The 25,367-nt window shown below is 60.7% G+C and carries 26 protein-coding genes; 12 read left to right on the top strand and 14 right to left on the bottom strand.

Features of this window, described 5'->3' with window-relative positions; genetic code table 11:
- Positions 1 to 64: 64 nt before the first annotated feature.
- Entirely contained in the window at positions 65 to 985 is a 921-nt protein-coding gene (locus tag E0F99_RS00585; protein ID WP_083356133.1) for a LysR substrate-binding domain-containing protein, read from the top strand.
- Between the two features lie 175 nt (positions 986 to 1,160).
- The gene (locus E0F99_RS00580) at positions 1,161 to 3,137 is read left to right on the top strand and encodes a methyl-accepting chemotaxis protein (RefSeq protein ID WP_083356134.1); all 1,977 of its coding nucleotides are present in this window, start codon (positions 1,161 to 1,163) and stop codon (positions 3,135 to 3,137) included.
- 48 nt (positions 3,138 to 3,185) lie between these two features.
- On the opposite strand, the gene pdxR is transcribed toward E0F99_RS00580, so the two are convergent.
- Positions 3,186 to 4,685 carry a MocR-like pyridoxine biosynthesis transcription factor PdxR gene (gene pdxR / locus E0F99_RS00575; protein ID WP_083356135.1) on the bottom strand — a complete coding sequence of 500 codons (1,500 nt, stop codon included), beginning with the start codon at positions 4,683 to 4,685 and terminating at the stop codon, positions 3,186 to 3,188.
- Between the two features lie 142 nt (positions 4,686 to 4,827).
- On the opposite strand from pdxR, the gene E0F99_RS00570 reads away from it, so the two are divergent.
- Complete coding sequence (locus E0F99_RS00570) at positions 4,828 to 6,075, top strand: benzoate/H(+) symporter BenE family transporter (RefSeq protein ID WP_083356136.1); 1,248 nt, start codon at positions 4,828 to 4,830, stop codon at positions 6,073 to 6,075.
- Between the two features lie 78 nt (positions 6,076 to 6,153).
- On the opposite strand, the gene E0F99_RS00565 is transcribed toward E0F99_RS00570, so the two are convergent.
- Positions 6,154 to 7,068: an ABC transporter six-transmembrane domain-containing protein gene (locus E0F99_RS00565; protein WP_083356137.1), complete on the bottom strand. Its 915-nt coding sequence runs from the start codon at positions 7,066 to 7,068 to the stop codon at positions 6,154 to 6,156.
- Between the two features lie 113 nt (positions 7,069 to 7,181).
- Between E0F99_RS00565 and E0F99_RS00560 the strand changes: the two genes are divergently transcribed.
- The gene (locus tag E0F99_RS00560; RefSeq protein ID WP_083360341.1) at positions 7,182 to 7,760 is read left to right on the top strand and encodes a TetR/AcrR family transcriptional regulator; all 579 of its coding nucleotides are present in this window, start codon (positions 7,182 to 7,184) and stop codon (positions 7,758 to 7,760) included.
- A 101-nt stretch (positions 7,761 to 7,861) separates the two neighbouring features.
- On the opposite strand, the gene E0F99_RS00555 is transcribed toward E0F99_RS00560, so the two are convergent.
- Positions 7,862 to 9,358 carry a YifB family Mg chelatase-like AAA ATPase gene (locus E0F99_RS00555; protein WP_083356138.1) on the bottom strand — a complete coding sequence of 499 codons (1,497 nt, stop codon included), beginning with the start codon at positions 9,356 to 9,358 and terminating at the stop codon, positions 7,862 to 7,864.
- A 163-nt stretch (positions 9,359 to 9,521) separates the two neighbouring features.
- A complete protein-coding gene (locus E0F99_RS00550; protein ID WP_053258636.1) occupies positions 9,522 to 9,782 on the bottom strand; it encodes an accessory factor UbiK family protein in 261 nt (86 codons plus the stop codon).
- Between the two features lie 422 nt (positions 9,783 to 10,204).
- On the opposite strand from E0F99_RS00550, the gene glnK reads away from it, so the two are divergent.
- The 4 genes from glnK (at position 10,205) to sutA (ending at position 12,989) form a co-directional block, all read left to right on the top strand.
- Positions 10,205 to 10,543: a P-II family nitrogen regulator gene (gene glnK / locus E0F99_RS00545; RefSeq protein ID WP_002555808.1), complete on the top strand. Its 339-nt coding sequence runs from the start codon at positions 10,205 to 10,207 to the stop codon at positions 10,541 to 10,543.
- Between the two features lie 35 nt (positions 10,544 to 10,578).
- Positions 10,579 to 11,919, top strand: a complete 1,341-nt coding sequence (locus E0F99_RS00540; RefSeq protein ID WP_130908677.1) for an ammonium transporter — start codon at positions 10,579 to 10,581, stop codon at positions 11,917 to 11,919.
- Between the two features lie 210 nt (positions 11,920 to 12,129).
- Complete coding sequence (locus E0F99_RS00535; RefSeq protein WP_083356140.1) at positions 12,130 to 12,555, top strand: secondary thiamine-phosphate synthase enzyme YjbQ; 426 nt, start codon at positions 12,130 to 12,132, stop codon at positions 12,553 to 12,555.
- 101 nt (positions 12,556 to 12,656) lie between these two features.
- Positions 12,657 to 12,989, top strand: a complete 333-nt coding sequence (gene sutA / locus E0F99_RS00530) for a transcriptional regulator SutA (protein ID WP_083356141.1) — start codon at positions 12,657 to 12,659, stop codon at positions 12,987 to 12,989.
- A gap of 145 nt (positions 12,990 to 13,134) precedes the next feature.
- Here the strand turns inward: sutA and E0F99_RS00525 are convergent, their stop codons facing one another.
- From E0F99_RS00525 to lptM, 6 genes are read right to left on the bottom strand one after another with little or no spacing between them, the layout of a single operon-like run.
- Positions 13,135 to 13,830, bottom strand: a complete 696-nt coding sequence (locus E0F99_RS00525) for an HAD family hydrolase (protein WP_083356142.1) — start codon at positions 13,828 to 13,830, stop codon at positions 13,135 to 13,137.
- Entirely contained in the window at positions 13,827 to 14,726 is a 900-nt protein-coding gene (gene xerC, locus E0F99_RS00520) for a tyrosine recombinase XerC (protein WP_083356143.1), read from the bottom strand. Before xerC ends, E0F99_RS00525 begins: the two co-directional genes overlap by 4 nt.
- A 2-nt stretch (positions 14,727 to 14,728) precedes the next feature.
- The gene (locus E0F99_RS00515; RefSeq protein ID WP_083356144.1) at positions 14,729 to 15,445 is read right to left on the bottom strand and encodes a DUF484 family protein; all 717 of its coding nucleotides are present in this window, start codon (positions 15,443 to 15,445) and stop codon (positions 14,729 to 14,731) included.
- A gap of 13 nt (positions 15,446 to 15,458) precedes the next feature.
- Positions 15,459 to 16,289 carry a diaminopimelate epimerase gene (dapF, locus tag E0F99_RS00510; RefSeq protein WP_083356145.1) on the bottom strand — a complete coding sequence of 277 codons (831 nt, stop codon included), beginning with the start codon at positions 16,287 to 16,289 and terminating at the stop codon, positions 15,459 to 15,461.
- A gap of 3 nt (positions 16,290 to 16,292) precedes the next feature.
- On the bottom strand, positions 16,293 to 17,540 hold the full coding sequence (gene lysA, locus E0F99_RS00505) for a diaminopimelate decarboxylase (RefSeq protein WP_083356146.1): 1,248 nt from the start codon (positions 17,538 to 17,540) through the stop codon (positions 16,293 to 16,295).
- A 9-nt stretch (positions 17,541 to 17,549) separates the two neighbouring features.
- On the bottom strand, positions 17,550 to 17,717 hold the full coding sequence (gene lptM, locus E0F99_RS00500; protein WP_017845169.1) for an LPS translocon maturation chaperone LptM: 168 nt from the start codon (positions 17,715 to 17,717) through the stop codon (positions 17,550 to 17,552).
- A gap of 238 nt (positions 17,718 to 17,955) precedes the next feature.
- Between lptM and cyaY the strand changes: the two genes are divergently transcribed.
- From cyaY to rnk, 3 genes are all read left to right on the top strand, one after another.
- Positions 17,956 to 18,288: an iron donor protein CyaY gene (gene cyaY / locus E0F99_RS00495; protein ID WP_083356147.1), complete on the top strand. Its 333-nt coding sequence runs from the start codon at positions 17,956 to 17,958 to the stop codon at positions 18,286 to 18,288.
- A gap of 2 nt (positions 18,289 to 18,290) precedes the next feature.
- Entirely contained in the window at positions 18,291 to 18,509 is a 219-nt protein-coding gene (locus tag E0F99_RS00490; protein WP_083360342.1) for a DUF1289 domain-containing protein, read from the top strand.
- A gap of 131 nt (positions 18,510 to 18,640) precedes the next feature.
- Positions 18,641 to 19,051 (top strand): nucleoside diphosphate kinase regulator, encoded by a 411-nt coding sequence (gene rnk / locus E0F99_RS00485; protein WP_083356148.1) that lies wholly within the window; start codon positions 18,641 to 18,643, stop codon positions 19,049 to 19,051.
- Between the two features lie 11 nt (positions 19,052 to 19,062).
- Here the strand turns inward: rnk and E0F99_RS00480 are convergent, their stop codons facing one another.
- The 3 genes from E0F99_RS00480 to E0F99_RS00470 form a co-directional block, all read right to left on the bottom strand.
- Positions 19,063 to 21,900, bottom strand: a complete 2,838-nt coding sequence (locus E0F99_RS00480) for a class I adenylate cyclase (RefSeq protein WP_083356149.1) — start codon at positions 21,898 to 21,900, stop codon at positions 19,063 to 19,065.
- A gap of 168 nt (positions 21,901 to 22,068) precedes the next feature.
- Positions 22,069 to 22,323 carry a TIGR02647 family protein gene (locus E0F99_RS00475; RefSeq protein ID WP_083356150.1) on the bottom strand — a complete coding sequence of 85 codons (255 nt, stop codon included), beginning with the start codon at positions 22,321 to 22,323 and terminating at the stop codon, positions 22,069 to 22,071.
- A 151-nt stretch (positions 22,324 to 22,474) separates the two neighbouring features.
- Positions 22,475 to 22,759, bottom strand: coding sequence for a hypothetical protein (locus E0F99_RS00470; RefSeq protein ID WP_083356151.1), 285 nt, complete (start codon positions 22,757 to 22,759; stop codon positions 22,475 to 22,477).
- A gap of 126 nt (positions 22,760 to 22,885) precedes the next feature.
- Here E0F99_RS00470 and E0F99_RS00465 point away from each other — a divergent pair, with 126 nt between their 5' ends.
- Positions 22,886 to 23,545, top strand: a complete 660-nt coding sequence (locus E0F99_RS00465) for a glutathione S-transferase family protein (protein WP_083356152.1) — start codon at positions 22,886 to 22,888, stop codon at positions 23,543 to 23,545.
- A gap of 137 nt (positions 23,546 to 23,682) precedes the next feature.
- Here E0F99_RS00465 and argH read toward each other — a convergent pair whose 3' ends face one another.
- The gene (argH, locus tag E0F99_RS00455; protein ID WP_130908676.1) at positions 23,683 to 25,077 is read right to left on the bottom strand and encodes an argininosuccinate lyase; all 1,395 of its coding nucleotides are present in this window, start codon (positions 25,075 to 25,077) and stop codon (positions 23,683 to 23,685) included.
- Positions 25,078 to 25,367: the final 290 nt, after the last annotated feature.

Below are 25,367 nucleotides of genomic sequence, written 5' to 3'. Positions count from 1 at the left end.
AGCGATCGTTCGCATGATTAAAACTCATGATAGGGTTCGGTATTACTCTGTCGCAGGTTCATCTATGCCACGTCGTCTCCCTCCGTTGTATGCCTTGCGCGCATTTGAGGCGGCGTCACGGCACAACTCTTTCACCCGAGCGGCGGAGGAACTTTCGATCACGCAAAGTGCTGTCAGCCGGCATATCCGCACGCTCGAAGAGCATTTCGCCTGCCGCCTGTTCCAGCGCAGTGGCCGCAACCTGCAGCTCACCGAGGCGGCGCGCCTGCTGCTGCCTGGTGTGCGCGAGGGCTTCGCGGCATTGGAACGCGCCTGCCACACCCTGAATGCCGAAGACGACATCCTGCGCATGAAAGCGCCGTCCACCTTGACCATGCGTTGGTTGCTGGCGCGGCTGAGCCGCTTCCGGGCGTTGCAGCCGGGCAATGAGGTGCAACTGACCAGCGCGTGGATGAGCGTGGATGAAGTGGACTTCAATCAGGAGCCGTTCGATTGTGCGGTATTGCTGAGCTACGGGCATTTTCCGGCGGACTGGGAGGCCAGCTACTTGTTCCCTGAGTTGCTGATCCCGGTGGGCGCCCCGAACCTGCTGGAGGATGGGCCCTGGGATGTCACACGCCTGGCGTCCGCTGAGCTGCTGCACCCAACGCCCGACCGCCGCGACTGGCGCAACTGGCTCGAGCGCATGGGGTTGTCGTCCCAGGTGTCACTCAAGGGCGGGCAGGTGTTCGACACCTTGGAGCTGGGCATGATCGCCGCCGCGCGGGGTTACGGCGTATCCATGGGCGACCTGCTGATGGTCGCCGAAGACGTGGCTCAGGGGCGCTTGAGCCTGCCGTGGCCGACGGCGGTGGCGAGTGGGGAAAATTACTATTTGGTGTGGCCTAAAACCCGTCCCGGCGGCGAGCGCTTACGGCGGTTGGCGGAGTTTCTCCAGGGTGAGGTCAAGGCCATGGAATTGCCCCAGGTCGAGCGCCTGGATTGACGCTTTGCAGTCCGTTCAGGCAATCGTTTGCGCGATACCCCTGTGAATCGCTCAAGTATTTCCCGCGCCCGCCGAATAAGGTGTGTTGGAGCAACCGTGCCAACGTTTCCCACTCGATAATTTGCCGAGCTGCGCTATGAGATCAGGATGATCCTGGCCTCGGCCAGGAGCTGTCATGTCTCAACCTCGTGCTCGGATTGCCTCCCAGTTAGGCCTCGCACTCGCCGTGATTCTGGCTGTCGTCATCAGCGGCAGTACGGTTTTCGCCTTGCGTTCCCTCGACTCAGCCAACCTCGACACCCGCGAGGAACACCTGGCCAGCGAGGCGCGCTTGCTCGCCGACCAACTCAATACCTTCCACAGCACCTTGCGCGAGAGTACCCAGCGTTTGAGCGGGCTGTTTGAAAAGCGCTTCGGCGCCGGTTTGAGCCTGCGTGGTGAGCAGCAGGTCACGGTGGCAGGCGTACAGACGCCGAGCCTGTTCCTGGGCAGCGTCCTGTTGAACAACGATTTCGATGAGGTCGACGAATTCAAGGACACCTCCGGCGGTGTGGCCACCGTATTCGTGCGCAGCGGCGAAGACTTCATTCGCGTCAGTACATCCCTGGCCAAGCAAGACGGCAGCCGCGCCATTGGTACGGCCCTGGACCACCAGCATCCGGCTTATCAACGGCTGCTCGCCGGGCAGAGTTATGTCGGCCGAGCTGTGTTGTTTGACCGCTCCTACATGACCCAGTACACCCCTGTTCGCGATGCTGCTGGCAAGGTGATTGCGGTGCTGTTTGTCGGTTTCGATTACACCGACGCGCAGAAGGCCCAGTTCGATAACCTCAAGCGCTTCCGTATCGGCCAGACCGGCTCTCTGGCCCTGTTGGACGAACAGAAACACTGGCTGGTGCCACCGGCCGGTGTGCAGGCGCTGGACCAGGCGATCCCGGTGATGCTCGACCTGGCCAAGAACCCAGGCAAAGGCAGCTTCTGGAGCGACAAGAACGAAGATTTCTACAGTGTCTCGGTACCGTTCGACGGCGGCCCGTGGGCGGTGGTGGCGAGCATGCCGAAGTCTGAAATCCGCGCAGTGACCTGGGCGGTGGGTATTCGCCTGGTAATCGGCAGCGTACTGGCGATGTTGCTCGCGGTGAGTGCGGCGGTGTGGCTGCTGCGCAGCAAATTGCAGCCACTGAGTGATTTGGTGCGCCAAGCCGAAGCCCTAGGCGCGGGCGATTTGAGCGCGCGCCTCAATGTGTCCAGCCATGACGAAATCGGCCAATTGGCGCGCAGCTTCAACCAGATGGGCGAGGCGCTGTCGACGATGGTTTCGCACATTCGAAAAGCGGCTGAAGACGTTAACAGCCGTGCTCAGGCATTGTCCGGCTTGTCTGGCGGTGCCTATGAGGGCATGGAGCAACAGTCCGGCGAGATCACTAGCATGGCCGGCGCAGTGGAAGAGTTCAGCGCCACCTCGCTGAACATCGCCGACAACATGGGCAACACCGAGCGGTTGGCCCAGGAAAACGCGCAGCAAACCCGTATCGGCCGCACCTCGATGCAAGAAGCGTCGTCGTCCTTGGAACATATCGCCGCCGCGCTGAACAGCACGGCCACCGTGATCAACACGTTGGGGGAACGCTCCCAGGAGATCGGCGGGATCGTCGGCGTGATCACCTCGATTGCCGAACAGACCAACCTGTTGGCGCTTAACGCGGCCATCGAAGCCGCCCGGGCCGGCGAACAAGGCCGTGGTTTTGCCGTGGTCGCCGACGAAGTGCGCAACCTGGCCTCGCGTACGCGCCAGGCGACCGATGAAATCTCCGGGATGATCCAAAGCATTCAGCAGGAAACCGGCAACGCCATCAGCACCATGGAACAAGGCAATGTGTTGATGCAGGAAGGCTTGTCGCGCAACGCTGATGTGGCCTCGGCCCTGGCGCGTATCGACGAACAAAGCCGCTCGGCCGGTCAGCAGTTCGCGGCGATCACCACCGCCACTCAAGAGCAAAGCAGCACCGCGACGTTGCTCAGCAGTAACTTGCAGAGCATTGCGCTGGCCAACAGCGAGCAGCGTGAGGTGGTGTCCAACCTGGCCGTTACCGCCAAGGAACTGGAAACCCTGGCGGCCGGTTTGCGCCATGAGGTAGACCGGTTTCGCTGAAGGTGCCACAAAAGCGCCTGCCAGCGAGCAGCCCCTATGGCCCGTGGACTAGCGGGTTTTGAGCGCGTTCGCCAGGCGCAGCATGGCGGTTTCGATTTCATGTGCGTTCAAGGACGAGTAGCCCAATAGCCAGCCCTGTTTCTTTTCGTCGCCGGCATACAACCGGCTGAGACCGGGCAGTTGCACGCCTGCGCTGGCGGCCTGGCGGATGGTGTTTTCTTCCGACCAACCCTCGTGCAACAGGCAGGGAATTTGCAGCCCTCCCTGGGGCCGAGAGGCCGTGACGACATCGCCCAAGTGCTTGCCGATGGCGTCGAGCATGATGGCTTGGCGCCCGGCATAGAGTTTGCGCATCGCGCGAACATGGGCGTTGTAGTGACCGTCCTCCATAAAGCGCGCCAGTGTCAGTTGCAGGATTTGCGGCGTGTGGCCGTCCATCATGCTGCGGGCGTAGGTGAAGGCTTTGGCCAGTTCATGGGGCAGCACCATGTAGCCCATGCGCAGGCCGGGGTAGAGGGTCTTGCTGAACGTGCCGATGTAAAGCGTGCGCTGATACTTGTCCAGGCCCTGCACGCAGGCAGTGGGTTTGCCGTCGTAGTGAAACTCGCTGTCGTAGTCATCCTCGATGATCCATTTGCCTTTTTCCGCGGCCCAGTTGATCAATTCAAAACGTCGCTCCAGCGTTAAGGTGGCGCCGGTCGGGTATTGATGAGAGGGCGTGACATACACGCAATTGGCGCCACTGCGGTCGGCGTGCAGCAAGTCGGTACGTATGCCCTGACCATCGACATCGATGGGCACCACCTTGGTATCGGCGGTTTCAAAGGCTTTCCTGGCGCCAAAGTAACCTGGGTTCTCCAGCAGGATCGGTTTGCCGACGTCCACCAGCAACTGCGCGCACAGAAACAGGGCTTGGCGAGTACTGCTCAGCACCACCACCTGATTGGGAGAGCACTTGGCCCCACGTTCGAGGTTCAAGTAGGTGGCGATGGCGTTGCGTAACGGCTCGGCCCCTTGCGGGTCGCCGTGCAACAGCACGCTGCTGCGATAGTCTTTCATCACTTGGCGTTGCAGGCGCTCCCAGACACCGGTCGGGAAGGAGCGGGTTTCGGGCAGGCCAGTGGCGAATGCTTTGATGACCTGTTGGTCGCACACGCCACCGCTGTCGAGGATCATCCGCCCCCGCTGGCTCAAGCCGGCGCCGCTTATCGCCTGGCTGCTTTTGACTTCCTGCGCCTTGATGCGTCGGCGGGAGGCGCCGCGCAATTGGGCGCCGATGGCATCGCACACATAACTGCCGGAGCCCTCGCGCCGTACGATAAAACCATCGCGGTGTAACTGCACGTAGGCGTTCTCCACCGTATCGCGGGCCATTCCCAATGACTTGGCCAGTACCCGCGTCGCGGGGAGCTTCAGGCCGGGCGCAAGCACTCCCTCGAGGATAAGCGCACGCAGTGCGCGCTGAATGCGTTGGTGCAGATCCAGAAGCTGAAACTCATCCTCGTTAAGCCGCATCTGCAGCGTTTCCAGCTCGAAGGTTTTTGCCATGCGGTCTGCCCTATTTGGATGAATTGGTCTATAGCGGCAGGCCAGTCTAGCCGTAGGCTTGGACCTGTGTCTCAGGCTTTTCCCCGGTAACTGACCCATCACGCGAGGCTCAATCCCTCTTATTGCAAGGAGCAACACACCCATGCCTTCTCTGGTATCGCCGTCGTCGCTACGCCTGCGCGACCTTTTTCCTCCCGTGATTGCGGGGCTGATTTCAGTCATCGTCAATTATGGCGGCACGTTTATTCTGGTGTTTCAGGCTGCCAAGGTGGCCGGGCTCAGTCCGGAACTGACAGCCTCGTGGGTTTGGTCGATTTCAATCGGCGTTGGCGTGACCGGGCTGTTTCTCAGTTGGCTGAGCCGTGAACCGATTATCACCGCGTGGTCGACCCCCGCCGCAGCGTTTCTGGTGGTCGCGCTCTCTGCCACGCCCTACGCCGAGGCGGTCGGCGCTTACATGATTTCAGCCGCTGCGTTTGTACTGCTGGGGCTGTCCGGTTTCTTTGAAAAAGTCATCCGGCTGGTTCCGCCGGGCATTGCTGCGGCCATGCTGGCGGGCATTCTGCTGCAGTTCGGCATCGGCGCGTTTGGTGGCATGAGCCTGGACCCTGTCTTGGTCGGGTTGTTGATTGCCGCTTATGGGGTACTCAAGCGGTTTACTGCCCGCTACGCCGTCGTTGGCATTTTGGCGCTGGGGCTGGCATTTCTGCTGCTGCAGGGGCGCGTGGATCTGTCGAGCCTGTCCTTGCAGTTGGCCGCGCCGGTATTCACCGCGCCGCAGTTCTCGCTCAATGCGCTGCTTAGTGTGGCGCTCCCGCTGTTTCTGATCACCCTCACGGGCCAGTACATGCCGGGTATGCTGGTATTGCGTAACGATGGTTTTAAGACCAGCGCCAACCCTATCTTGACGGTTACCGGGCTGGGCTCGTTGTTAATGGCACCGTTCGGCTCTCACGCGTTCAACGTCGCAGCGATCACCGCCGCCATTTGCACGGGCAAGGAAGCTTCGCAGGATCCGCACAAGCGTTGGGTCGCGGGGGTTGCCGCAGGCGTGTTCTACATACTCGTCGGGGTTTTCGGGGTGACGCTGGCCGCCGTATTCATGGCGCTCCCGGCGGCGTTCATTACCACACTGGCCGGGTTGGCCCTGCTTGGCACCATTGGCGCCAGCCTCGCCAACGCTATGGCTGACGTCGCATCCCGAGAGGCCTCGCTGATCACCTTTCTGGCGTGCGCCGCAAATATCACCCTACTGGGGATCGGTGGGGCGTTTTGGGGATTGCTGATCGGATTGGCCGCGTACGCACTGCTCAATGGCCGCTTGCCACGTCGCAGCGTGCAGGTTACGCCGGTTTCCGAAGCGGTGGCGACGGTCAAGCAAGGAACGTGACAATGCGTGCCCCTCCAGAAGAGGTCGCCAAGGCCTGCGAGTGGCCAGGGCGTTGGATAACGTGGTTGCGACCGATACCTAGCGCTCGCCCAGGCCAGGATCCACGCGCTTGCCAATGTCCTTGAGCCGCGCCAGTTGATCGACCATGCCTGGCGCTTCGTCCAGGCTGCTGACGAAGGTCCACAGGTAGGTCATCACCGCGTACACGTGCCCGGCCTTGACCGCCGGCGACAACGCCAACTGGCTGATCGCGACCACAAACAGTAAGGCTGCCAGCGTACCGATAAACAGGAACGCGGCGGCCTCGCGATCTGACAGCCAGATGCGCAAGCGCGACAGCACCTGATAGTGACGCTGCAAGGTCTGTGCACCGACCTTTTCTACCAGGCCGATCTCCTTCTCCAGGCGGTCATTCAAGCGTTCATGCAACGCCTGATTGCGCCGTGCAAAGCGTGGCAGCAACGTGGTGCACAACAGCAAGGCGCTCAGGCATGCCAGGCCGATCCACGGTTCGATCACCAACAACATTACCGCCGCGCCGACGATCGACACCAACGCCGTGGCGATGATCGGCACGTGTTTTTCGAAGAAGTCGACAAAGTCCCGCGCCAACACCACCCGCGCCGCAGCCCGTGAGGTGCTGTGGTTTTGCAGGCGCTGGTTGAGGATCACCGGCACCGCGAGGTCGGCGTAGATCCGCGTGAAGGTGCGCGTGTCCAACGCACGACGCGCCGCGCCGACGACCCAGAACGCCAAGACGACGGCGGCGTAGAACAACGCACTGCCGGCATCGCCACGGATAATTGAATCCACCGCGAACCCGGCAAACAGCGGGTACGCCAGCAGCAGCGCATTCTCCAGCGCAACCAGCGACAAGGTGCAGAACAGCTTGCCGGGATAAGCCCGAGCGATGGCTTTCAACGTTTGGCTGGCGGACTGTTGGCCGATTTTCTTGCTTTCTTCGATCAGAATGTGTGGGGTGACGGATGACATGGGGTGCACCAAAGGAGTGATAGACGCTATTATTGAGCGACTGCTCAAGTATCCTTGAGCGATCGCTCAAAATGCAAGCGCCGTTTATCTACCGGCGCCCGAAGGAACTGCTCATGTCGCGTATCGACCGTAAAGACCAGATCATCGCCGCTGCCTTGGAGCTGTTTCGCAGCAAGGGGTTTGCCGATGTGTCCACCCGCGACCTGGCCGAACATGCCGGCCTGTCGCGTAGCCACGTCTACCACTACTTCAGCGACTGGAATGAACTGCGCCGCGAAGCCTTCGTGCGTTTCGCCAACGAACAGTTGGACGAAGTGCGCGCGCCACTGGTGGGCGTGCCGCCGCTTGAAGCATTGGTGGGTTTTCTGCGCGACTGCCTGCCGTGCACCGCCGACGCCGGTTGGGCGTTGTGGCTGGATGCCTGGGACGAGGCGATGCACGACCCGCAAATGGCCCAGGCGTATCTGGTGATCAACGCCCAATGGCAAGGCATGCTCGCCGAGGTGATCGAACAGGGTGTCATCGCAGGCGTGTTTCGTTGTGATTCGCCCCGGCGCGCTGCCCGGCAGATCTTCGCGATGGCGATGGGTTATGCCGATGACTTGATGCTGAATCCCTCCACCGAGTCGGCAGAAGCGGTGCTGGATGAGGTGATGGAAGTGGCGAGGCTGTTGCTGGATTTGCGCGCTTAGGTAACTGTCGGCTGCCGTCACATTTCTCTATGTCGAGCGGGCTCGCCACAACAAGCCTGCTCGCCACGAAAGCCGGCGTGCCAAAGGTTTGGGTTTTCAGGCTAGCCCACCGCCGCAGGCCTGTACTGCAATGCCTCAGCCAAATGATGCCGAGCGATGTGCTCGACCCGCTCAAGGTCGGCCAGCGTGCGCGCCACCTTGAGCAAACGGTGAGCCGCTCGCAACGACAGCGTCAGCCGCTCGCAGGCGCTTTCCAGCCAGCCTTCATCGGCTTTTGCCAGTTGGCAGTGTTTGCGTAAACCGGGCAGATCAAGGAAGGCATTGGCGCAACCCTGGCGCTTTAGTTGGCGTTCGCGGGCTTCGGCAACCTCGGCCGAGGCCTTCGCCGTGTTATCGCCAGGCTGTTGGGTCGGGTTAAGTGCCGTGGTTTCCCGGGCGACGGTCAGGTGCAAGTCGATCCGGTCCAGCAACGGCCCCGAGAGTTTATTGCGATAGCGCTGAATCTGCTCCGGCGTACACCGACAGCGGCCACTCGGTTCGCCCAAATAGCCGCAAGGGCAGGGGTTCATGGCGGCCACCAGTTGAAAGCGTGCCGGGAAACTCACCCGGTCGCGCGCGCGGGAAATTACGATGTGCCCCGACTCAAGCGGTTCGCGCAGCACTTCCAGCACCTTGCGATCGAACTCCGGCAACTCATCCAGAAACAACACACCATGATGGGCGAGGGTGATTTCCCCCGGTTGCGGTTTTGACCCGCCGCCCACCAGTGCCGGCCCCGACGCCGAATGGTGCGGCTGGCGAAACGGGCGGTGCGGCCAATGGCTCAGCGGCGCCAGGCTGACCACCGACTGAATCGCCGCCACTTCCAAGGCTTCCTGTTCACTCAGTGGCGGCAGCAAACCGGGCAAGCGGCTGGCGAGCAAGGTTTTGCCGGTGCCAGGCGGCCCGCTGAACAGCAGGTTATGCGCGCCTGCCGCCGCGATGAGCAAGGCGCGTTTAGCCGCCAACTGGCCCTGCACCTCACTCAAGTCGGGGTAGGGTTTGTTCAAGTACCGCAGGCCGTCTGACTTGTAAGGCTCAATCGGCACATGCCCATTCAAGTGCGCCACCACCTGGAGCAAGTGATCCACCGCAATCACCTTCAACCCCGAGGCCAGGCACGCTTCCTCGGCATTCGCTCGAGGCACTATCACGGTGCGTCCGGCTTTGCGCGCCGCCAGCGCGGCAGGCAACACGCCTTTCACTGCTCGCACCTCGCCGGACAGTGCCAACTCGCCTAAGCATTCCACGTCATCGAGCATCAATGCCGGCACCTGCACACTGGCTGCCAGAATTCCGAGGGCAATCGCCAAATCAAACCGCCCGCCGTCCTTGGGCAGGTCGGCGGGCGCGAGGTTGAGGGTGATGCGCCGGGCTGGATATTGCAGCGCCGAGTTGAGGATGGCGCTGCGCACGCGGTCCTTGCTTTCCTTGACCGCAGTTTCGGGCAAGCCCACCAGTGTCAGGGACGGCAGACCATTGGCCATATGCACTTCAACAGTGACGGCGGGGGCTTCGACGCCGATCTGGGCGCGGCTGTGGACGATGGCGAGGGACATGCTCGTTCCTTGAAAAAGAGGCCGCTTCCTGCGGGTTTTTCAAGGGTAGGCGAGGTGGGGAAGAGCGAGGCGGGGGAGGTTTTACAGAACGTATCCAAGGTGCAGTGCAAAACAACTGTGGGAGCGGGCAAGCCCGCTCCCACAGTTGACTGAGTTGTGGCAGTTACTCAGCAGTGGGGGCCAACCGCGCTTCCAACTCCGCCACCTTCGCCTCCAGGCTCTCCAACCGTGCACGCGTGCGGGCGAGCACGACCATCTGGCTATCAAACTCTTCGCGGCTCACCAGGTCGAGCTTGCTGAAACCGCTCTGCAACAATGCCTTGAACTGGCTTTCGATTTCGTTGCGGGGCAGCGGGGTGTCGCCGCTGAACAGGCGAGAGGCGTGGCCGCTCAGGGCATCGAGGAGGTCTTTAGGCGCGAGCATGGGAAGTATTCCGGAAAACTGTTGGCCGGCAGTGTATCACGCAGCGTCTATAGTCCTTCCACGGCTGCGCGGCGCACGCTTTTCGCGCAGAGCTCTGTGTGGCCGCGCACTGTTTTTGTGCGCATTGCGGTCGCCGGTAAGCCCCGCAGGTGGGCATAAGTGGGCAAAGGACTGATTTCAGTGATTTTTACGGAGCTGGCAAGCTTTCTGCTTAGACGTTCATGACCCATGCACTGATGCAGTCGCTGTGACGAATGCAGTGCGCCGACGGATCAGGGGTACAGGTTTCGTCACCAGTGGTTAGCGAGCGACGCAATGGCAAATGCCAAGGCGACGAAGCGTTACAAAGCCAGGCACTGCGCTTAGACTTGAGACGGGTTTGTTTTCCTGGGGCAAGTCCACCAATTCGGGAGAGAGTTTTCATGAAGCTAGTCACTGCCATCATCAAGCCGTTCAAGTTGGACGATGTACGCGAGTCGTTGTCCGAGATCGGCGTGCAGGGCATTACCGTTACTGAGGTCAAAGGCTTCGGTCGGCAGAAGGGTCACACCGAGCTGTATCGCGGCGCGGAATACGTGGTCGATTTCCTGCCGAAGGTGAAGATTGATGTCGCCATTGACGACAAGGATCTTGACCGGGTTATCGAGGCGATAACCAAGGCGGCCAACACCGGCAAGATCGGTGACGGCAAGATCTTCGTGGTCAATCTGGAACAGGCTATTCGCATCCGTACCGGCGAAACCGATACCGACGCAATCTAAGCCGCCAAACCCCCAACGCCCCAGGAGAAAACAATATGACTCTGCGTAAATTCGCAGGGCTAGGAGCCCTGTTGTCCCTCGTAATGCCGGCCTTGGCATTGGCGGCGGACCCAGCCCCCGCTCCAGTCCTCAATTCCGGCGACACGGCGTGGATGCTCACGTCTACCGCGCTGGTGCTGTTCATGACCATTCCAGGCCTGGCGCTGTTCTACGGCGGCATGGTTCGCTCCAAAAACATTCTTTCCGTGATGATGCAGTGCTTCGCCATCACCGGTTTGATCACTATCTTGTGGTTCGTTTACGGCTACAGCATGGCGTTCGACACCACCGGTATGGAAGCAGGCGTCGTCAACCTCAACTCGTTCGTGGGCGGCCTGTCCAAACTGTTCCTGTCGGGTGTGACCCCGGCGAGCATTACCGGCCCTGCGGCGCTGTTTCCTGAGGCGGTGTTCGTCACCTTCCAGATGACGTTCGCCATCATCACGCCTGCGCTGATCGTCGGTGCTTTCGCCGAGCGTATGAAGTTCTCCGCGATGCTGATCTTCATGGGCGTCTGGTTCACCCTGGTCTACGCACCGATTGCCCACATGGTGTGGGGCGGTCCGGGTTCGTTGCTGGGTGACTGGGGCGTACTGGATTTCGCGGGCGGCACCGTGGTGCACATCAACGCCGGTGTGGCTGGCCTGGTGGCGTGCCTGGTGCTCGGCAAGCGTAAAGGCTTCCCGACCACCCCGATGGCGCCTCACAACCTGGGTTACACCCTGGTCGGTGCGGCCATGCTGTGGGTCGGTTGGTTCGGCTTCAACGCTGGTTCCGCTGCTGCGGCCAACGGCACTGCCGGTATGGCGATGTTGGTCACTCAAATCGCTACCGCTGCGGCGGCGCTGGGCTGGATGTTCGCCGAGTGGGTCACTCACGGCAAACCAAGCGCACTGGGCATCGCCTCGGGCGTAGTTGCCGGCCTGGTTGCAATCACCCCGGCGGCCGGCACCGTGGGCCCAATGGGCGCCCTGGTGATCGGCCTGGCGGCGGGCGTGGTGTGCTTCTTCTGCGCCACTACCCTGAAACGCAAACTGGGCTACGACGACTCCCTGGACGCCTTCGGCGTGCACGGTATCGGCGGTATCCTTGGCGCGATCCTGACCGGCGTGTTCGCTGCCCCTTCGCTGGGCGGCTTCAACGCGGCGACCACTGACATCGCGGCGCAAGTGTGGATCCAGTGCAAAGGCGTCGGCTTCACCGTGATCTACACGGCTATCGTGACCTTCATCATCCTCAAGGTGCTGGATGCGGTCATGGGCCTGCGGGTTACCGAAGAAGAAGAGGCTGTCGGCCTCGACCTGGCGAAACACAACGAGCGCGGCTACAACTTGTAAGTACGCGAAAAAACATGCCCGGCTTGCCGGGCATTTTTTTGCCTGGCGTTTGTCAGTGATAGGAAGCTGTACCGGTTTTTGCTGCGCGTTTGTGATGGGGCGCACACGGTACTTTTCATCGTGCAAAAGTCTTACATGCATGTAGGCGTATTCGGCACTTTGTTTTTTCCCTGAGCGCGCTAGAATGCGCGCCGATGGGCGGAGAACTGTATGTGGCAACAGACCCTGATAACCCTGCGGGCCAAGCCCCGGGGCTTTCACTTGGTAACGGATGAGTTGCTCGCCGGCTTGCCTGAATTGAAGGCGTGTCGTGTGGGCCTGTTGCATTTGTGGCTGCAGCACACCTCGGCCTCGTTGACGGTCAACGAGAATGCCGATCCGGCGGTTCGCCGTGACTTCGAGCGTTTTTTCAACTCGCTGGTGCCGCAAGGGCGTGCAGGGTTCGAACACAACGACGAAGGTCCGGATGATCTGCCGGCGCACTTTAAGGCCAGTCTCCTGGGCTGCCAGCTGAGTTTGCCGGTCAAGGCCGGCCGCTTGGCGATAGGGACTTGGCAAGGTGTTTATCTGGGCGAGCACCGTGATCAGGGCGGTGCTCGTAAAGTCCTCGCCACCTTGCACGGTGATGGGGCGTAAGCCACTGGTTATCCAGTGGATGTGATTTTTTTCCGGCGACCTCGACAGAGGGTGAAGCTGGGCTATAACTAATCTGCTTTTCGCAAGTTATGAGGTAGAACATGAGCGACGATGATCTGGAAAACGACGAACTTGAAGTAGGCGACGACGAGGCCGACGATAGTCTTGACGCGGCAGCGGTTGAAGACGGTCCTGACGAAGGCGATGACGGTGGCGATGACGCGCCTGTTAAAGTAGCCAAAGGCAAAGCCAAGGCCGCTGTTTCGGTAGATGAGCTGCCGAGCGTTGAAGCCAAGAACAAAGAGCGCGATGCGCTGGCCCGTGCGATGGAAGAATTCCTCGCTAAAGGCGGCAAAGTGCAGGAAGTCGAAGCCAACGTGGTGGCAGACCCACCGAAGAAGCCGGATAACAAGTACGGCAGCCGACCTATCTGAGGTCAGCTCCCGCTTGTAAGAAAAAGCCCGCCGTCGCTGCGGGCTTTTTCATGGCTGTAACAAACTTCTACAAGGCGACACATACCCATGTGGGCGCGAGCAAGCCCGCTCCCACATTTTGATCTTTAGTGTTGCGGCTATAGCGTTACTGCCAACTGCGAAGCAACGGGGGCAACTCGTTCAAGCTACGAATTTGCGCATCCGGGCGCTTATCCGCTTCCCAAGCTTTGCCCGTCGGGTTAAACCACACCGCGCGAAGCCCTGCCTGCTGCGCCCCGGCGATGTCATCGCCGGGGTGATCGCCGATATGCACCGCCTGACCGGCATCTACGCCACCACGCTGCAACGCTTCCTGAAACAACCGCGCATCCGGCTTGGCAATGCCGATATCTTCGGCGCGCAGGGCGAAGTGAAAATAGTCCGCCAGGCCCACACGCTGCACGTCAGCGTTACCGTTGGTGATTACCCCAAGCAGGAAGTGCTGGTGCAGCGCCTGCAACATCGGCTCGGCTTCAGGGAATGGCGTGAGCTGGTGCCGAGCATGAATGAACGCTTCGTAGCACACGTCCGCCATTTCCCTGGCTTCGGGCTGTGGATAACCGGCGTCTTCAAAGGCGTGCATCAGCACCCGGTGGCGCAGGAGGCTGATGCGGTATTTGAGCTCAGGATGGCGTTCCAGCACTTGCTGGCGAAGGCTGGCGAAATGTTCCAGAGGCAAGTCGCCGACCTTGGTGGCGTGCACCGCCAGCCACTCGCGCATCGACGCTTCGGCGCCGATGATGACGGGTACGTTGTCCCAGAGTGTGTCGTCCAGGTCGAAGGTGATCAGCTTGATACTCATGAGTCGCCGCCCTTGATGCGTTTGGCCCGTGGATGGGCGCTGTCGTACACCGTTGCCAGGTGCTGGAAGTCGAGGTGGGTGTAGATCTGCGTGGTCTTGATGTCGGAGTGGCCGAGCAGTTCCTGAACCGCGCGCAGGTCCTGTGACGACTCGAGCATGTGGCTGGCAAAAGAGTGACGCAGCATGTGCGGGTGCAGGTTCTGCCCTAGCTCGCGTTCGCCCGCAGCCTTGACCCGCACTTGAATGGCCCGTGGCCCCAGGCGTCGGCCTTGCTGGCTGATAAACACGGCATCGTCCACCGGGTTGGCCAATGCCCGCAGCGGCAACCACAGTCGCAAGGCTTCCCGAGCCTTGCGGCCAACTGGCAGCACGCGGGTCTTGCTGCCCTTGCCAAGTACTTGCACCAGGCCGTCCGCCAGGTCCAGTTGGTCGAGGTTCAGGCCGGTCAGTTCCGACAGACGCAGGCCCGAGGAATAGAACAGCTCAAGGATTGCCTGGTCGCGTTGGGCGAGGAAGTCATCCTCGACGGCGCCGTCGAGCAATTGCAGGGCGCGGTCGGTGTCCAGGGTCTTAGGCAGGCGCCGTTCGCCCTTCGGCGGGGCCAGGCCGTTGGCCGGGTCGTGGTCGCAAAGGCCTTCGCGGTTTAGGTAGTGATACAGGCCGCGCACCGCCGACAGCAGCCGCGACAGGCTGCGCGAGGACTGGCCTTGCTGGTGCAGCCGCGCGATCAGGCTGCGCAGGCTCTGGATATCCAGGGCTTTCCAGCTGGCAATCTGATGTTTTTCGCAGTATGCCAGGACCTTGTTCAAGTCCCGTCGATAGGCTTCCAGCGTATGGGGCGACACCTGGCGCTCGTTGCGCAAGTGAGCGCAATAAGCGTCCAGTTGCCGTTCCATGGCTAGCGCACCGCGCGCAAGGCGGTGGTGAAGCGCGGAAGAACCCGGCCCAGCACTTCGGCGATATAGGTCAGGAACAGCGTGCCCACCGAGTTTTTGTAGTGCTGCGGGTCGCGGCTGGCGATGGCCAAGACGCCGTGCAGGCCTTGATGGCTCAGGGCGGCCACGGCGGTGGAGCCAATCTGCTTGCGCTGTTCGGCGCCAAACAGGAAGTCCAGCTCATGCTCGCGCAGTGTGCCGCTGATGGTCTTGCCTTCCGAGAGTAAGCCGCCAATCGCGGTTTGCGCGTCGCCTGCGCTGACCCAGCGACCTACCGGCATCGGGTTGTCGCTGAACAGGATCAGGCTCACAAACGGCACCTGGAAATCCTGGCGCAGGCTGTCTTCCACGGCGATCACCGTTTCTTCCAGACTAGTGGCGTCCATCAGGGTAAGAATCAGGCGACGGGTCTTTTCGAAAAGACGGTCATTGTCGCGGGCCACGTCCATCAGGTGCGAGAGTTTGTGGCGCATTTCGATATTGCGCTCGCGCAGGATCTGCATCTGCCGCTCCACCAGCGACACGGTATCGCCGCGTTGGTGGGGGATTCGCAGGGCGGGCAACAGTTCTTCGTGCAGGCTGAAGAAGTCCAGATTAGCCTCAAGGTACGCCGCGACAGCAGCGGCCTCCAGACTTTCGCTCGGGGACGCTTCGGCGGGTACTTGAGGCTTATCGGTCATTAGATTTGCTCACTCATAGACGGACCTGTCCTTCGTATACGCGCGAGGCCGGCCCGGTCATCATCACCGGGTGGCCAGGGCCTGCCCACTCGATGGACAAACGCCCACCAGGCAGGTCGATCAACAGCGGCGAATCCATCCACCCCTGGCTGATCGCGGCAACGGCTGCGGCGCAAGCGCCGGTGCCGCAGGCCTGGGTTTCGCCGGCACCGCGTTCCCACACACGCAATTGCGCGCGGGAACGGTCGATCACCTGCAGGAAGCCCACATTGACCCGTGCCGGAAAGCGCGGGTGATGTTCGATTTTCGGCCCCAGCTCATGCACCGGGGCATTATTGATGTCGTCGACACGCAGCACGGCATGGGGGTTGCCCATCGAGACGGCGGCGATATCCACCGTCTTGCCATCAACGTCCAGCGCGTAACGGGTGGCCTGCTCGGTGGCCTGAAACGGAATGTCCGCCGGCACCCAACGTGGCGCGCCCATGTTGACGCTGATCTGGCCGTCGCTGCGAATGTCCAGCTCGATGACGCCGCTCTTGGTTTCGACCCGAATCTGGCGCTTGGCGGTCAGGCGCTTGTCCAGTACAAAGCGCGCGAAACAGCGCGCGCCGTTGCCGCACTGTTCCACTTCGGAGCCATCGGAGTTGAAGATCCGGTAACGGAAATCCACTTCCGGGTTGCTTGGCGCCTCGACGATCAGCAATTGGTCGAAGCCAATGCCGGTGTGACGGTCGCCCCACTGTTTAGCGTGTTTGGGCAGAATGTGCGCGTGCTGGCTGACCAGGTCGAGGACCATGAAATCGTTGCCCAGCCCGTGCATCTTGGTAAAACGCAGCAGCATGGCTTACTCCGGCAGCAGGCTTTCGCCAGCATACAACTCGGCTACCGTCTCGCGGCGACGCACTTCAAACGCTTGATCACCGTCCACCAACACCTCGGCGGCACGGCCGCGGGTGTTGTAGTTGGAACTCATGACAAACCCGTAGGCACCGGCTGAATGCACGGCCAGCAGGTCGCCTTCTTCCAGGGCCAGCTGACGCTCCTTGGCCAGGAAGTCGCCGGTCTCGCAGATTGGGCCGACGATGTCGTAGTTACGGCCTTCGCCAGTACGTGGCTTGACGGCAGTCACATCCATCCAGGCCTGGTACAGCGCCGGGCGAATCAGGTCGTTCATTGCCGCATCGACGATGGCGAAATCCTTGTACTCGGTGTGCTTGAGGTACTCGACCTGGGTCAGCAGCACGCTGGCGTTGGCGACGATATAACGGCCCGGCTCAAACATCAGGGTCAGGCCGCGGCCTTCAGTGCGCTCGCGCACGGCTTGGATATAGTCGGCGATCAGCGGTGGTTCTTCATCGCGATAACGTACGCCCACACCACCACCGAGGTCGATGTGTTGCAGGTAGATGCCGCACTCGCCAAGACGCTCGGTCAGCGCCAGCAGGCGGTCGAGGGCATCCAGGAACGGTGGCAGGGTGGTCAGTTGCGAGCCGATATGGCAGTCGACGCCCAGCACTTCCAGGTTCGGCAACTGCGCGGCACGGATGTACACGTCCTCGGCGTCGGCAATGGCGATGCCGAACTTGTTCTCTTTGAGACCGGTGGAAATGTATGGGTGGGTACCAGCGTCGACGTCCGGGTTGACGCGCAGGGAGATCGGCGCGCGAACGCCCATCTCGGCAGCGATGATCTGCAGGCGCTCCAGCTCGTCGGTCGACTCAACGTTGAAGCAGTGCACACCCACTTCGAGGGCACGGCGCATATCTTCGCGGCTCTTGCCGACGCCGGAGAACACGATTTTTTCGGGCTTGCCACCGGCAGCCAGTACACGTTCCAGCTCGCCACGGGAGACGATGTCGAAACCAGCGCCCAAGCGCGCCAGGACATTCAATACACCCAGATTCGAGTTGGCCTTGACCGCGTAACACACCCTGTGTGGAACGCCGTTCAGTGGGTCTGTGAAAGAGCGGTATTGGGCTTCGATGTGCGCACGGGAGTACACATAGGTTGGGGTGCCAAATTGCTCGGCAATCGCGGACAGCGCCACGCCTTCCGCGAACAGCTCGCCGTCCCGGTAATTAAAAGCGTCCATGAGTTTCCCTTAATAGGTGTCGTGCTTGTGCGCTTTTGCCGGCTTTTGCGACGATTGCGCCTGTTCATTCGGGTCTTTGCTGTCATCGGGCAGGTACAGCGGGCCTTTTTGACCACAGGCACTAACGAGGCAAGCGACCGCGACGAGCGCAGCAAGGGAAGAGATCAGGCGCTTCATGGCGAAATCCTTGAATATGCATTAATTGCGCCCGAGTATACCGACCACCCGCCAGCTTGCCTATGCGCCGCAATACCCGTCCGGCGGGGGTTTGCCGAGATACTTCGGAAGCAGGCTACGCTGGTTACGGATATTTCATACTGTCATCGGTAATGAACTCGGTATCCTTTGCAATCAGCGGGGCTCGCCCGTATTGTGCGGCGCTTGAGCAAAACCAGACACTTTTGAGGTTGCCACAATGAGTTTGACCGAAGCCCGTTTTCACGACCTGGTGGATTCGACCCAGCAGGCGCTGGAAGATATTTTCGACGACAGCGGCCTGGACGTGGACCTGGAAAATTCGGCCGGCGTGCTGACCGTCAAGTTTGAAAACGGCACCCAACTGATTTTCAGCCGTCAGGAGCCGCTGCGTCAGCTGTGGCTGGCGGCACGTTCGGGTGGTTTTCACTTCGACTACAACGAAGAAGACAACAATTGGCAGTGCGATACCAGCGATGAGCTGTTGAGCGAAATGCTCGCGCGTCTGGTTCAGGAACAAGCCGGTGCTGACCTGGACTTCGACGAGATTTGATCGTGACCCAGCCCGCGCCTGTACGTCCGCCCAAGCCGCTGTTCAGCAATGTCAGCCCGGCGGTGCCGTCACCTTGTATCAGTTTGTGTCGCCTGGACGAGCAAAAAGTCTGTCTCGGCTGCTTCCGCCATGTGGAAGACATTCGTGAATGGCGCTCCGCCGACGATAGCCGGCGCCGGGTGATTTGCGCCGAGGCCGAGCAACGCAGGGAGCGTGCCTGAGGTCGTCTTGTTTATTTGTGTCGCTGTGGTAGTGTCCCGGTACACCTCAACTCATCGAGGTCCGTGAGAACCCCGCCTTTTTCTGGCGGGGTTTTGCTTTTTTGTGCAGAAAAAAGGAGTCTGCCTGAATCATGACCGCACCTTCCATCATACTTACCCGTCTCGACGTGCAGCGTCTTGAGCAATTGATCGACCGTGTAGGCGAGGACTCGCCGGGCGTCGAAGCCCTGCAACACGAACTCGACCGCGCCGAAGAAGTGGTTGGCCACGAGGAAGTGCCTGCAAGTGTCGTGACGATGAACTCCAGCGTGCATTGCCGTGAGCAAGGCAGCGGTAAGGACTATCACCTGACCCTTGTTTACCCCAAGGATGCCAACGCAGACGAAGGCAAGATCTCGATCCTCGCGCCGGTAGGCAGTGCGTTGCTCGGCCTGCAAGTAGGCCAGCATATCGACTGGCCGGCACCCGGCGGCAAAACCCTCAAACTTGAGCTGCTCAGCGTTGAAGGCCAGCCCAAAGACGGTGGCGCATTCTCCCTGTAACAAGAGCCGCTTTAGACCTGTTTCAGTGCTTTGTTGAGCGACAGTTCCAGCTCGGCCTTGTAGCGTAGGTATAAGTTGCTCGGGCTGTGCACATCACCGAGCAGGCCGGACAAGTCCAGGTCGGTGATGTAGCAGCGGTAGCGTTCGGGTTCCCGGCGCTGCCCGACGATTTCCTGGGCGACCACTGCAAACAGCTGGTCGCCAAACTCCAGTTCGGAAAACTCCCGCTGATTGCAGTACAGAGTGATGCCCACCTGCCCAGGCGCGCCCTTGCCGATAATCGCCTGCACGTCATAAAACGGTTTATTGGCCGGGTTCTGCGGTGCCGGGCGAGGTTCCACGCCGCGTGCGCGATTACTGCCCGACGGCAACAGTTTGTAATACAAGGTTTGCACTTCACCTAACGGCTGAGTGTCCAGCGGCGAGAGCGCCTCCCGGCGATAGATGATCGACTGCAGAAAGCGCTGCAGTGGTGCCAGCAAGCTCTGCTCGTCATGAAACGGCAAGCGTTGCTGCCAGAGTGCGTTGAATTCATCCAGCACATACAATTCGGCGAAGCCTTCATTGACTCGGTAGAACACCTGCACGCAATCGGCCACACCCATTGGCAGCAGCAACGCCAGGTCGTGGTCTTCCAGGGCCATGGCGTCCAGGTGCAGCGGGCTGTAGCTGGCGAGTTCTTCGCTGAGGTAGGCGATCAGCGCATCCTGGGTCGGCAGTGACACATGGCTCGCCTGGCCTGGCACCAGTTCCATCACGTGATAGTGCTGCTGTACTTGGAGCAGGTAGCGGTGGTTGGACTGGCCAAGCAGCAGGTTCTGCGCTGTATCAAAGATTTCCTCCACGCGCTGGGCAATGAACTGCGCACGGTTGTGACAGAAGCAGCGCACTCGCAGGCGCGGTAAATGGTCTGACGGCAGTTGGTTGAGGTAGTCACGCAGGCAGTCGAGCAGTGCGTGGGGGCCGTCGTAGCGGCTGACCATCACCTCGTTCCAACTGTTGAGCGTGACCTGATCCAGGGTCAGCACCAGGTTGTCGCGCACACCGGCATAGCTCAGCGAGTCGGTGCGTTCGGTGGTCATCAGGATATTCAGGTCGCGGTGATGCTTGAGCGGGTCGACGCCGACGTTGATCAGTAGCAATACTTCTTCCGGGACCGCTGAGCGCAACAGGCGCTCCTCATCGACGCTGGCCAAGGGCAGGGCGATGGTCTGTTGCAGGCTGCCCAACAGGTTGAACAGCTCGAATTCGGTCATGTCGCTGACGCCTGGGTGCAGCGCCAGGCGGGTGCTGCTGTCGATGACGCCGTTGCGGTGGCACCAGGTGAGCATTTCCAGCAGGTCGCGACTGCGTTTGATCGGCGCGAAGTGCTCCCATTCCAGCGCCGTGAGGTTGCCGTTGTACAGGCCCCAATGGTGCTGGCCGGGCTCTTTGCGGTTGGGCGATTGCACCAGCGTCAGGGTGTCTTCGGCCAAGTCCGGTGCGATGCCGGGGTTGATGAATTCGACCTTGCCGGCCTTGCGTTCGAACGCGGCATATAGACGCCGGCCAAGCACATTGAGATCACGCTTGTTGATCAGGCTGACGGTCTGTTCGGTGCGGGCGAACTGGGTAAGAAAGCGGTAGCTGTGATTGAGCTCGTTGACCAGCGCACGACGTTCGGCCGCGACCTGGCGCACTTTCCATTGGCTGCGACTGTCCAGCAGCGTCAGTTGACGCGGGTCCCAACCCCATTCGTGGGCCAGGCGCTCCAGCAGAAGTCGCTGCCAACTGGTACTGCGTTGGCCGGCGCTGAGCTTGCGGTTGACCTTCAAGTACAGCGCGCGCCGTACCAGTTCCAAGCGTTCCGGCTCGTTGCGCGCTTTGAGGTATTCCTCGATGCGGCGGTAGACCACGATGTACGGGTCCAGCTCATCCAGGTCCATCTGGTTGGCAAATACCGCACGCTTGAAGCGCAGGCTCAGGCAGTGCACGTTCGGATGTTCGCTGGCGTAGACCTCGGTCAGTAGCAGTTTGAGCACCGACTTGTAGGGCGATTCGATGCCCTTGAACAGTTGCCACAGCCCAGCGCCAATGAATTCGCCCGGTGGGATGTGAGCCAGGTGGCCAAGGTCGAGGGTTTCATCGGCACGGATAAAGCGCTTGGAGATCAGCGCGTGGGTGAATTCGGCGTAGCGGGTTTCTTCGTACACCGGCACCAGCCACCAAATCGGCGTGCGCCCGGCCAGCCAGATGGCGGTGCGGTAGAACTCATCCAGTAGCAGATAATGCTGGGTGGTGCCGCAGTCGTCCGAGCTCAGTTGCGTGTCGCGCTCACCCAACATAAAACGCGTCGGCTCAATCAGGAAAAAGTGCGCCTCGGCGCCCATGGTCAGAGCCCAGGCTTCCAGCAGTTGGCACTTTTTACGCAGTTCGGCCAGTTCGGTTTCGCCAAGATCAGGCGCGTGGCACACCCACACGTCCATGTCGCTTTGATCCGCTTGAGCCAAAGTGCCGAGGCTGCCCATCAGGAACAGGCCATAAATTGGCCGAGGCGGGTTGCCATGGCGTGGCTTATAGGAAAACGAACGGGTCAGGCGCTGGGCTTCGGCGAGCGCCTGAGCATCCGGTTCAAAGTTCGACAGCCCGGCTGGCGTATTGCTCGAGACATAACCTGGCAGCAGCGGGTGATTGACGTGGAAAAACAGTGGTAACAGGGTGAGCACGCTTTGTTGGCGTGGCGTCAGCCCTTCGACCGCCCGGGCCAGGCGGCCTTCGTTGAGGCCCATGAACCGCGCGCGCAACTGAGTCAGCACCTTGCGGTCGATGCCTTCGTCCAGGTCGGGGCGGATTTCATGGGTGCGGGTCATGTCGAACTCGTTGGCTCGCAGGGCCCGACGTGGGCGGCCGTGTAGGAGTTTACAGACAGAAGCGTAGGAGGTTTAGAGGGAAATGGTTTTTGGCGTCAGAATTTTGTGCCTTCTACAGCAATACCCGCGGAATCCGCAGAGGGCGGACTCCATGGGCGGTACCAGGTGTCAGGCAGCTTCTTTGGTGTTGGTGGTGGTCAGAATGGTCAGCAGGGTTTGGGCCTGTTCTGCAGCGTCCCGGCCAAGGCTGGTCAGGTAGCCACCGTCTGGCTGGTCGATAAGTCCTTTCGCATGGAGGCGCTTGGCAGCGGCAATGGCAGTGGGCGCGGCGGTCTGGTGGACTTTCAGACCTTCCTTGGTGCTGTCCAAGGGGAAGAGTACAAGGATTTCCAGTTCGGCAACCAACTCAGGGGTATACGACATAAGGACTCCAGACTTTCTAAAATTTATTAGAGGCTAGCAGGGCATAAGGTGAACGCACTTTACCCGGCTGTCCAGTGAGAAAGTCGTGGGTCTTGATAGGGCGCAGGTTTGTGGCGAGGAAGCAGGCTCCCAGGCCACAAAGGTACTGGATTCAGTCGTTTTCGGGCGGCAATTCAGGCAGCGCCCGCAGCGCCGTTTCGTACCATTCGGTATTGAAGGCACGGTCTTCTTCCAACATCTTGTCGATTTCCACGGCGAGCACATGAGCCATCAGATTCAGAATCTCTTCGCGCTCGTAACCCACCAGCGTCAGTTTGTTCAAGGTGGCTTTCGCGGCAGGCGGGTTGTCGCTTTCGATCTGGTTTTCGATGGCTTGGATCAGCGTGCTTTCGGTGAACTCTTCTTCGTCGTTGTCGATATCGGTCGGCTCGCTCATGGCAGGCTCCTCAAGGAAAGGGCGCCAGTCTACCCCCATTCAGGCAGGTGATGCTGCTGGTCAAGTTGGGCTTGACGCTCTATACCTTCTGCAGCCAACCCCACACCCGGCCTGGAGGCATTCGCGATGCTCAAGCTTTACGGATTTTCGGTCAGCAACTATTACAACATGGTCAAACTGGCGCTGCTGGAGAAAGGTCTGCCGTTTGAAGAAGTGCCATTTTACCCGGGCCAGACGCAGGAAGCCCTGGCTATCAGCCCGAGAGGAAAAGTACCTGTGCTGGGCGTCAAGCAGGGCTTCATCAACGAAACGAGCGTGATTCTCGAGTACATCGAACACACCCAGGAAGGCCCTTCGCTGCTCCCCGCCGAGCCTTTCCAGCGTGCCCAGGTGCTGGCGCTATGCAGGGAAATCGAGCTGTACATTGAGTTGCCCGCCCGTGCGTCTTTTGCCGAAGCGTTCTTCGGGATGCCGGTGCCGGACGCGATCAAGGAGAAGTCCAAGACCGAATTGCTGTTGGGGATCGAGTCTTTAGGTCGGCATGGAAAATTTGCGCCGTACGCGGCGGGGGAGCGCTTCACGATTGCCGATCTGTATTTCATGTACAGCGTGAACCTCGCCTGCGCGGTGGGCGAGAAGCTGTTTGGCCTGGACCTGCTGGCTGAGTTGCCGAAGGCTAAAGCGTTGCTTGAACGACTGCATGCCATGCCCAATGCCCAGAAGGTAGCGGCGGATAGAGAAGCGGCGATGCCGGCGTTTATGGCGATGATGGCTGCCAAGAAGTAATCAGCCGCGCGCGGATCAAAGGTGGGAGCGGGCTTGCTCGCGAAAGCGGTGTGTCAGTCAATGCATAGGGCGACTGGTCTACCGTATTCGCGAGCAAGCCCGCTCGCACATTTTTGACCGCGTTGGTCTGAGGCTTTTTAGCGGCTGGCCAGCAGTTCCTGGCCGCGTACTACGGCTGCCTTGACCTGCGCCGGCGCTGTGCCGCCCACATGGTCGCGGGCATTCACTGAGCCTTCCAGGGTCAACCCGGCAAACACATCCTGTTCGATCTGGTCGCTGAACTGACGCAGTTCTTCCAGGCTCATTTCCGCCAGGTCTTTGCCGGTATCTACTCCGTATTTCACTGCGTGACCGACGATCTCGTGGCAGTCACGGAACGGCAGGCCACGGCGTACCAGGTAGTCCGCCAGGTCGGTCGCGGTGGAGAACCCGCGCAGGGCCGCTTCACGCATGATCGCGTGCTTGGGCTTGATCGCCGGGATCATGTCGGCAAACGCACGCAGCGAGTCGCGCAGGGTGTCGGCGGCGTCGAACAGCGGCTCTTTGTCTTCCTGGTTGTCCTTGTTGTAGGCCAGCGGTTGGCCCTTCATCAAGGTCAGCAAACCCATCAGCGCGCCGAATACGCGGCCGCTCTTGCCACGCACCAGCTCGGGCACGTCGGGGTTTTTCTTTTGCGGCATGATCGAACTGCCGGTGCAGAAGCGGTCCGGCAGGTCGATGAACTGGAATTGCGCACTGGTCCACAGCACCAGTTCTTCCGAGAAGCGCGACAGGTGCATCATCGCAATGCTGGCGGCGGCGCAGAATTCGATGGCGAAGTCACGGTCGGATACGCCATCCAGAGAGTTGCCGCCGACGGCATCAAAGCCCAGCAGTTGCGCGGTGTACTCGCGGTCGATCGGGTAAGTGGTGCCGGCCAGTGCGGCACTGCCCAGCGGCATGCGGTTGGCACGCTTGCGGCAATCCACCAGGCGTTCGTAGTCACGGCTGAGCATTTCGAACCAGGCCAGCAGGTGGTGGCCGAAGGTCACAGGTTGCGCAGTTTGCAGGTGGGTGAAGCCGGGCATGATAGTGCCGGACTCACGCTCAGCCTGTTCCAGCAGACCTTTTTGCAGGCGGGTGATTTCGGCCAGGATCAGATCGATTTCATCGCGCAGCCACAGGCGGATATCGGTCGCTACCTGGTCGTTACGGCTGCGACCGGTGTGCAGTTTCTTGCCGGTCACACCGATGCGATCGGTGAGGCGGGCCTCGATGTTCATGTGCACGTCTTCCAGGTCGATGCGCCAGTCGAACGTGCCGGCCTCGATCTCACCGCGAATGGTGGTGAGGCCATCGATGATGCTGTCGCGCTCGGCGCCGGTCAGCACGCCAACCTTGGCGAGCATCGTGGCGTGGGCGATCGAGCCCATGATGTCGTGGCGGTACAGGCGCTGGTCGAAGGTGACGGAGGCGGTGAAGCGCGCGACGAAGGCGTCGACGGGTTCACTGAAGCGGCCGCCCCAGGACTGATTGGTCTTGTCGGTGCTCATGGGTTCGCTCGTGATCTGCTTAAAAGAGGCGTGGAGGTGTGCCGCCGATAATAACAGGGTTGCCCGTGGAGGCGGTGCTGCGGGTGGCCGGCATTTTATTTGTGCGAAGGATGGCTAAGTGCCTTGCCGTCGACCGCATCCGGGAAGAGACTGGAGGGAGGCGTTAATTGAAACGATATTTGACGATTGGGCAATATCGTCTCAGCGAGCGTCTACAGTTGCACTGATAGAGCGTGAATGCACCAAAGTCAGGTGATGCGGTCATAGCCTGACTATCCATTTAAAAAGGG

This window comes from Pseudomonas antarctica, from assembly GCF_900624995.1.
GTDB classification, from domain to species: Bacteria; Pseudomonadota; Gammaproteobacteria; order Pseudomonadales; family Pseudomonadaceae; genus Aquipseudomonas; species Aquipseudomonas antarctica.
The sequence above is the reverse complement of the archived record's forward strand: the minus strand, read 5'-3'. Positions and strand labels throughout refer to the sequence as shown.